Source organism: Streptomyces sp. NPDC059850 (assembly GCF_042731515.1).
Taxonomy (GTDB): domain Bacteria; phylum Actinomycetota; class Actinomycetes; order Streptomycetales; family Streptomycetaceae; genus Streptomyces.
In genome coordinates this window covers 1-7,093 of the sequence record NZ_JBHWJI010000128.1, presented here as the reverse complement: position 1 = coordinate 7,093, position 7,093 = coordinate 1, and the positions used below count along the sequence as shown (strand labels likewise).

Here is a 7,093-nt window from a genome sequence, read left to right as displayed (position 1 = left end):
CTTGAAGCTCCCGGGCCCGGCCCTTTGCTGTGCGGCGCTTCTTTCCCCTACCCGCCCCTTCCCGTAACCGGGGCTCCGCCCCGGACCCCGGTCCTCAAGCGCCGGACGGGCTGGGGCGTGGTCCTCAAGCGCCGGACGGGCTGGGTTGGGGTCCTCAAGCGCCGGATGGGCTGCTGTGCGAGCGCTCGTGACCGGTTGTGGGCAATCGTTCCGTGGGGCGGGACGGGTGGGCACAACGCGGCCACCGGGCCGCGCTTGACGGCGAAGCCCCGGGCCTGGTGGGGCCCGGGGCGGAGTCCCGGTTCGGGAAGGGGCGGGGTGGGGGACAAACCCCCGCCCGGACTTACGCCTTGTGGAGGTGGAAGGTGAGGCCCAGGGCCGGGTCTTCGAAGGCGGGGCCGTAGGCGGGGGCGGGGTCGCCGGGGGCGAAGTCCGTGGCGAGGACCTCGTCGGCGATCAGCTCCGCGTGGTCCGTGAGGGCCTGGCGGAGTTCCTCGTCGGACGACTGCCACCGCAGGGCGATCCGGTCGGCGACGTCGAGGCCGCTGTTCTTACGGGCCTCCTGGATCATCCGGATCGCGTCCCGGGCCAGGCCCGCGCGCCGCAGTTCCGGGGTGATCTCCAGGTCGAGGGCGACCGTCGCGCCCGAGTCGGAGGCGACCGACCAGCCCTCGCGCGGGGTCTCGGTGATGATGACCTCGTCGGGGGAGAGGGCGACCGTCTCGCCGTCGACCTGGACTGAGGCGGTTCCCTCGCGAAGGGCGACCGACAGCGCGGCCGCGTCGGCGTCCGCGATGGCCTTGGCGACCGGCTGGGTGCCCTTGCCGAAGCGCTTGCCCAGGGCACGGAAGTTGGCCTTGGCGGTGGTGTCGACCAGCGAGCCGCCGACCTCGCTCAGCGTGGCGAGCGAGGAGACGTTCAACTCCTCCTCGATCTGGGCGCGCAGCTCGGCGCCCAGGGCCTCGAAGCCGGACGCGGCGACCAGCGCCCGCGAGAGCGGCTGGCGGGTCTTGACGCCGGATTCGGCACGGGTGGCCCGGCCCAGCTCCACCAGCCGCCGTACGAGGGCCATCTGAGCCGAGAGCGCCGGGTCGATCATGGCCTGGTCGGCCTCCGGCCACGAGGTGAGGTGGACGGAGGCCGGGGCGTCCGGGGCGACGGGGACGACCAGGTCCTGCCAGACGCGCTCGGTGATGAACGGGACCAGCGGGGCCATCAGCCGGGTGACCGTCTCGATGACCTCGTGCAGCGTGCGCAGCGCGGCCGCGTCGCCCTGCCAGAAGCGGCGGCGCGAGCGGCGCACGTACCAGTTGGACAGGTCGTCCACGAACGCCGACAGCAGCCGCCCGGCGCGCTGGGTGTCGTACGCCTCCATCGCCTGGGTGACCTGCTCGGTGAGGGTGCCCAGTTCGCCCAGCAGCCAGCGGTCCAGCATCGGGCGCTCGGCGCGGGCCGGGTCGGTGGCGGACGGCGCCCAGCCCGAGGTGCGGGCGTACAGGGCCTGGAAGGCGACGGTGTTCCAGTAGGTGAGCAGCGTCTTGCGCACGACCTCCTGGATGGTGCCGTGGCCCACCCGGCGGGCCGCCCACGGCGAACCGCCCGCGGCCATGAACCAGCGCACGGCGTCGGCGCCGTGCTGGTCCATGAGCGGGATCGGCTGCAGGATGTTGCCCAGGTGCTTGGACATCTTCCGGCCGTCCTCGGCCAGGATGTGACCGAGGCAGACCACGTTCTCGTAGCTCGACCGATCGAAGACGAGCGTGCCGACCGCCATCATCGTGTAGAACCAGCCGCGGGTCTGGTCGATGGCCTCGGAGATGAACTGCGCCGGGTAGCGCTTCTCGAAGATCTCCTTGTTGCGGTACGGGTAGCCCCACTGCGCGAACGGCATCGAACCCGAGTCGTACCAGGCGTCGATGACCTCCGGCACCCGCACGGCGTCCAGCGAGCAGCCCTCGGCGGGGCAGGTGAAGGTGACCTCGTCGATGTACGGGCGGTGCGGGTCGAGCCCGGTCTGGTCGGTGCCGGTCAGCTCGGACAGCTCGGTGAGCGAGCCGACGCAGGTCAGGTGGTTCTCCTCACAGCGCCAGATGGGCAGCGGGGTGCCCCAGTAGCGGTTGCGGGAGAGCGCCCAGTCGATGTTGTTGTTGAGCCAGTCGCCGAAGCGGCCGTGCTTGACCGAGTCCGGGAACCAGTTGGTCTTCTCGTTCTCCCGCAGCAGCGCGTCCTTGACCTGGGTGGTGCGGATGTACCAGGACGGCTGCGGGTAGTAGATCAGCGGGGTGTGGCAGCGCCAGCAGTGCGGGTAGCTGTGCTCGTACGCCAGGTGCTTGAAGAGCAGACCGCGCTCGTCCATGTCGCGGACCAGCGCCTCGTCGGCCTTCTTGAAGAACTGGCCGCCGACCAGGTCAAGCTCGTCCTCGAAGGTGCCGTCCGTGCGGATCGGGTTGACGATCGGCACGCCGTAGGCGCGGCTGGACTTGAAGTCCTCTTCACCGTAGGGCGCCTGGTGGACGAGGCCGGTGCCGTCCTCGGTGGTGACGTAGTCGGCGTTGACGACGAAGTGCGCGTCGGGGATCTCGACCAGCTCGAAGGGGCGCTGGTACGTCCAGCGCTCCATCTCGGCGCCGGTGAAGCTCTGACCGGTGGTCGTCCAGCCCTCGCCGAGCGCCTGTTCGACCAGCGACTCGGCGACGACCAGCTTCTCGTTGCCGTCCGTGGCGACCACGTAGGTCACCTCGGGGTGGGCGGCGACCGTGAGGTTGGCGACCAGCGAGAACGGGGTGGTCGTCCAGGCCAGCAGCGACGCCTCGCCCGCCAGCGGGCCGGAGGTCAGCGGGAAGCGCACATAGACCGAGGCGTCGACGACGGTCTCGTAGCCCTGCGCCAGCTCGTGGTCGGACAGACCGGTGCCGCAGCGCGGACACCAGGGGGCGACCCGGTGGTCCTGGACCAGCAGGCCCTTGTTGAAGATCTCCTTGAGCGACCACCACACCGACTCGACGTACTCGGGGTCCATCGTGCGGTAGGCGTCGTCCAGGTCGACCCAGTAGCCCATGCGCTGGGTCAGCTCGGCGAAGGCGTCGGTGTGCCGGGTCACCGACTCCCGGCACTTGGCGTTGAACTCGGCGATGCCGTACGCCTCGATGTCCTTCTTGCCGTTGAAGCTCATCTCCTTCTCGACCGCCAGCTCGACCGGCAGGCCGTGGCAGTCCCAGCCCGCCTTGCGGGCGACGTGGTAGCCGCGCATGGTGCGGAAGCGGGGGAAGACGTCCTTGAAGACGCGGGCCTCGATGTGGTGCGCGCCCGGCATGCCGTTCGCGGTGGGCGGGCCCTCGTAGAAGACCCACTCCGGCCGGCCCTCGGACTGCTCGAGGGTACGGGCGAAGATCTTGTTCTCGCGCCAGAAGTCGAGCACGGCGTGCTCAAGAGCGGGCAGGTCGACCTGGGCGGGCACCTGGCGGTACTGCGTCATCGGAATACGTCCTCCGGCGGATACGTCTCGATCGTTTCCGTCGGAGGGACGAGAGCCGTCAGCGCTCCCGCGGTACCACCCTCCTTGGCCGCGAGCGGTGCGCTCCCGGCCCCCTCATTGGGGTCGCGATGCCGGTTCTACTGGCCCAGTACGGGTGTTCTTCCGGCGGCTCAGGGGTGATCCTTCACATCGCGCTCGCCCCCGGGCTCACACCGTCCCCGGGTCGCTGATGGCCGCGTACGACGCTACTCGTCCCCATCCACGCCTTTCGCTGGGCCCAGTGTACGGGGCCGGACGGACCGCGGCCGACCGCTTTACGCCGCTGCGCCGACTGGCGTACGGGCCCCACCCGAGATGACCCGAATGCCGATACGCCGGGTGCTGCAGCCCGGGAGCCGTCGCACGTCACTCTCCGGTACCGGTTCCCGGCCGGATTACCGGGCGGCGGGTGGGGCATGACGGTGGAGACCGGATTGCCGTACGGGCAAGCCGGGCGAATCGGGCGGCGTGCCCCGTTGCCGCGTGACCGGAGTCGATTTATCGTTCCGGAACGATTCGCGAGCAAGATCACAATATGTGAAGGGGCCGCGGCCATGGTGGCGAGGAAGACCGCCGTGCAGAAGAGCACTGCGAAAGCGACGAAGGCCGCGTCCGCGAAGAAGAGCGCCGCGCCGGACGACAAGGCCGCGAAGGACGCGAAGGCCACGAAGAAGGCCACGGCCAAGAAGGCCGCGAAGACCACGGCCACCAAGACCACGAAAGCCACGGTCAAGAAGGCCACGGCCAAGAAGACCGGATCGGCCGCACCCGCCAAGAAGGCGGTGCCCGCGAAGAAGACGGGAGCCAGGAAAGTGGTTGCGAAGAAGACCCCGGGCGGCGCGCCGACCGCGAAGCAGGCCGCGCCGCCGTTCCCGCCCTCCGGCGTGCCCAAGGCCCGGGTCTCGGGCGGCCCCGTCGACCCCGCCGAGCTGGCCGTACGTCCCGGTGAGGACCCCTGGTCGGCGGAGGAGGTGGAGGAGGCGCGCACCGAGCTGCTGACCGAGGCGGGCCGCCTGCGCACCGAGATCCTCGCCTCCGAGCAGGCGATCACCGGGCTGATGCGCGACTCCGGCGACGGCGCGGGCGACGACCAGGCCGACACCGGCACCAAGAACATCACGCGCGAGCACGAGATGGCCCTCGCCGGGAACGCCCGCGAGATGCTGCTGCAGACCGAGCGCGCCCTGGAGCGGCTGGACGCCGGGACGTACGGGCTGTGCGAGAACTGCGGAAACGCCATCGGGAAGGCCCGGATGCAGGCGTTCCCGCGCGCCACGCTGTGCGTCGAGTGCAAACAGCGCCAGGAGCGCCGCTGACCGTCCGCACGCCTGTGCCGTACCCTCGTCCTGAGCCAGGGGGAGACTGGCCCGGACGATGAGGGACACACGTTGACAGAGGCGGAGCAGGCCATCGGTACGCCAGATGCGGGGAAGGCCGAGGAGGGCGCCGGGACCAGCGCCGCCGCGGCCGCGGCGGGGGCCGGGAAGAAGCGGCGGATCGGGGTGCTGGTCGCGGTCGCCGGGTTCGCGTACCTCCTGGATCTGGGCAGCAAGCTGGCCGTGGTCGCCAAGCTGGAGCACCACGCTCCGGTCGAGGTGATCGGCACCTGGCTGCAGCTGGAGGTGATCCGCAACCGTGGCGCCGCCTTCGGTATGGGCGAGGCGATGACCATCGTCTTCACCGTGATCGCGGCCGCGGTGATCGTGGTCATCGCGCGGCTGGCCCGCAAGCTCTACAGCCTGCCCTGGGCCATCGCGCTCGGCATGCTCCTCGGCGGCGCCTTCGGCAACCTCACCGACCGGGTCTTCCGGGCGCCCGGCCATCTCCAGGGCGCGGTCGTCGACTTCATCGCGCCCGCCCACTTCGCGGTCTTCAACCTCGCCGACTCGGCGATCGTGTGCGGCGGCTTCCTGATCGTGATCCTGTCGTTCCGCGGGCTCGACCCGGACGGCACGGTCCACAAGGACTGACCGCGCTGCCCGCATAGGCCCGGTATCCGACGGGCGTACGAACCGGTCCGCGCGGTCCGTCATACTCGACGGGTGAGTACGATTCCCGAGATCCGCACCCTGCCCGTACCCGACGGACTGGAGGGCGAGCGCGTCGACGCCGCGATCGCCCGCATGTTCGGCTTCTCGCGGACCAAGGCGGCCGAGCTGGCCGCCGCCGGAAAGGTGCAGGTCGACGGCAGTACCGCCGCGAAGTCCGACCGGGTCTCCGGTGGGGCCTGGCTCGAAGTCGAGATGCCGCAGGCCGCGCCGCCGGTCCAGATCGTCGCCGAGCCCGTCGAGGGCATGGAGATCGTCCATGACGACGACGACATCGTGGTCATCGCCAAGCCGGTCGGCGTCGCCGCCCACCCCAGCCCCGGCTGGACCGGCACCACCGTGATCGGCGGGCTCGCCGCCGCCGGGTTCCGCATCGCCACCTCGGGCGCCGCCGAGCGCCAGGGCATCGTCCACCGGCTGGACGTGGGCACCTCCGGGCTGATGGTCGTCGCCAAGTCCGAGCGTGCGTACACCCTGCTCAAGCAGCAGTTCCGGGAGCGTACGGTCGAGAAGCGCTACCACGCGCTGGTCCAGGGCCACCCCGATCCGCTGAGCGGCACCATCGACGCGCCGATCGGGCGCCACCCCCAGCACGACTACAAGTGGGCCGTGACCGCCGACGGCAAGCCGAGCGTCACCCACTACGACCTCATCGAGGCCTTCCGCGCCGCCAGCCTCCTCGACATCAAGCTGGAGACCGGGCGCACCCACCAGATCCGGGTGCACATGTCGGCCCACCGCCATCCGTGTGTCGGCGACCTCACCTATGGGGCCGACCCCACGCTCGCCAAGCGGCTCAAGCTGACCCGGCAGTGGCTGCACGCGATGCGGCTCGGCTTCGAGCACCCGTCGGACGGCAGCTGGATCGAGTTCGAGAGCCCCTACCCGGACGATCTGCAGCGGTCGCTGGACATCGTGCGGTCGGAGAGTGCGTGAGCCTGCCGGTGGTGATCGAGGTCGTGACCGACGGCGATCTCACGGGCTGCCATGCCGTGCGCCGCGAGGTCTTCGTGGTCGAGCAGGGGATCTCCGTGGAGGAGGAGATGGACGCGTACGACGCGCACGCCGTCCACCTCCTGGCCTCCTCGGCGGGCCGCCCCGTGGGCACCGTCCGCTTTCTGCACGGTGCGGCCGCCGACAAGAAGTACGCCCACGCCGGGGTGAACGGCGCCACCACCGCCGTCCTCGGCCGCCTCGCCGTGGCTTCCGCGGCGCGCGGCACGGGGCTGGGTGCGGCGCTGGTCCGGGCCGTCGAGGCGGAGGCCGGGCGGCGGGGGCTGACCCAGGTCTACCTGGAGGCGCAGACCCACGCGCTGGCGTTCTACGAGCGGCTGGGGTACGAGGCGTTCGGGCCGGAGTTCGACGAGGGCAGCGGCATCCCGCACCGTGCGATGCGCCGTCCCCTGCGGGGGGCCTAGCCCCCACCCCGCCCCTTCCCGAAACGGGGGCTGCGCCCCCGGCCCCCGCCCGGGGGGGCGCGCCCGCGCCCGCCCGGGGGAGGGGCGCGGGGGGCGGCGGGGGGGGGGGGCGC

Annotated in this window: 5 protein-coding genes; 4 read left to right on the top strand and 1 reads right to left on the bottom strand. The window is 71.3% G+C overall.

Features of this window, described 5'->3' with window-relative positions; all coding sequences use genetic code 11:
- Nucleotides 1-343: 343 nt before the first annotated feature.
- Nucleotides 344-3,475: an isoleucine--tRNA ligase gene (ileS, locus tag ACFV9T_RS42410; RefSeq protein WP_385449163.1), complete on the bottom strand. Its 3,132-nt coding sequence runs from the start codon at nt 3,473-3,475 to the stop codon at nt 344-346.
- A 614-nt stretch (nt 3,476-4,089) separates the two neighbouring features.
- On the opposite strand from ileS, the gene ACFV9T_RS42405 reads away from it, so the two are divergent.
- The 4 genes from ACFV9T_RS42405 to ACFV9T_RS42390 all read left to right on the top strand — a co-directional run bounded on the left by ACFV9T_RS42405 (nt 4,090) and on the right by ACFV9T_RS42390 (nt 6,980).
- Nucleotides 4,090-4,830 (top strand): TraR/DksA family transcriptional regulator, encoded by a 741-nt coding sequence (locus tag ACFV9T_RS42405; protein ID WP_385449162.1) that lies wholly within the window; start codon nt 4,090-4,092, stop codon nt 4,828-4,830.
- Nucleotides 4,831-4,902: 72 nt separating this feature from the next.
- Nucleotides 4,903-5,484, top strand: a complete 582-nt coding sequence (locus tag ACFV9T_RS42400; RefSeq protein WP_385449159.1) for a signal peptidase II — start codon at nt 4,903-4,905, stop codon at nt 5,482-5,484.
- A gap of 72 nt (nt 5,485-5,556) precedes the next feature.
- Entirely contained in the window at nt 5,557-6,498 is a 942-nt protein-coding gene (locus ACFV9T_RS42395; protein WP_385449157.1) for an RluA family pseudouridine synthase, read from the top strand.
- Nucleotides 6,495-6,980, top strand: a complete 486-nt coding sequence (locus ACFV9T_RS42390) for a GNAT family N-acetyltransferase (protein ID WP_385449154.1) — start codon at nt 6,495-6,497, stop codon at nt 6,978-6,980. Before ACFV9T_RS42395 ends, ACFV9T_RS42390 begins: the two co-directional genes overlap by 4 nt.
- Nucleotides 6,981-7,093 lie beyond the last annotated feature (113 nt).

Excerpts from the sequence above, each read along its gene's own strand:
- ileS (WP_385449163.1), bottom strand. The coding sequence starts at position 3,475 with ATGACGCAGTACCGCCAGGTGCCCGCCCAGGTCGACCTGCCCGCTCTT.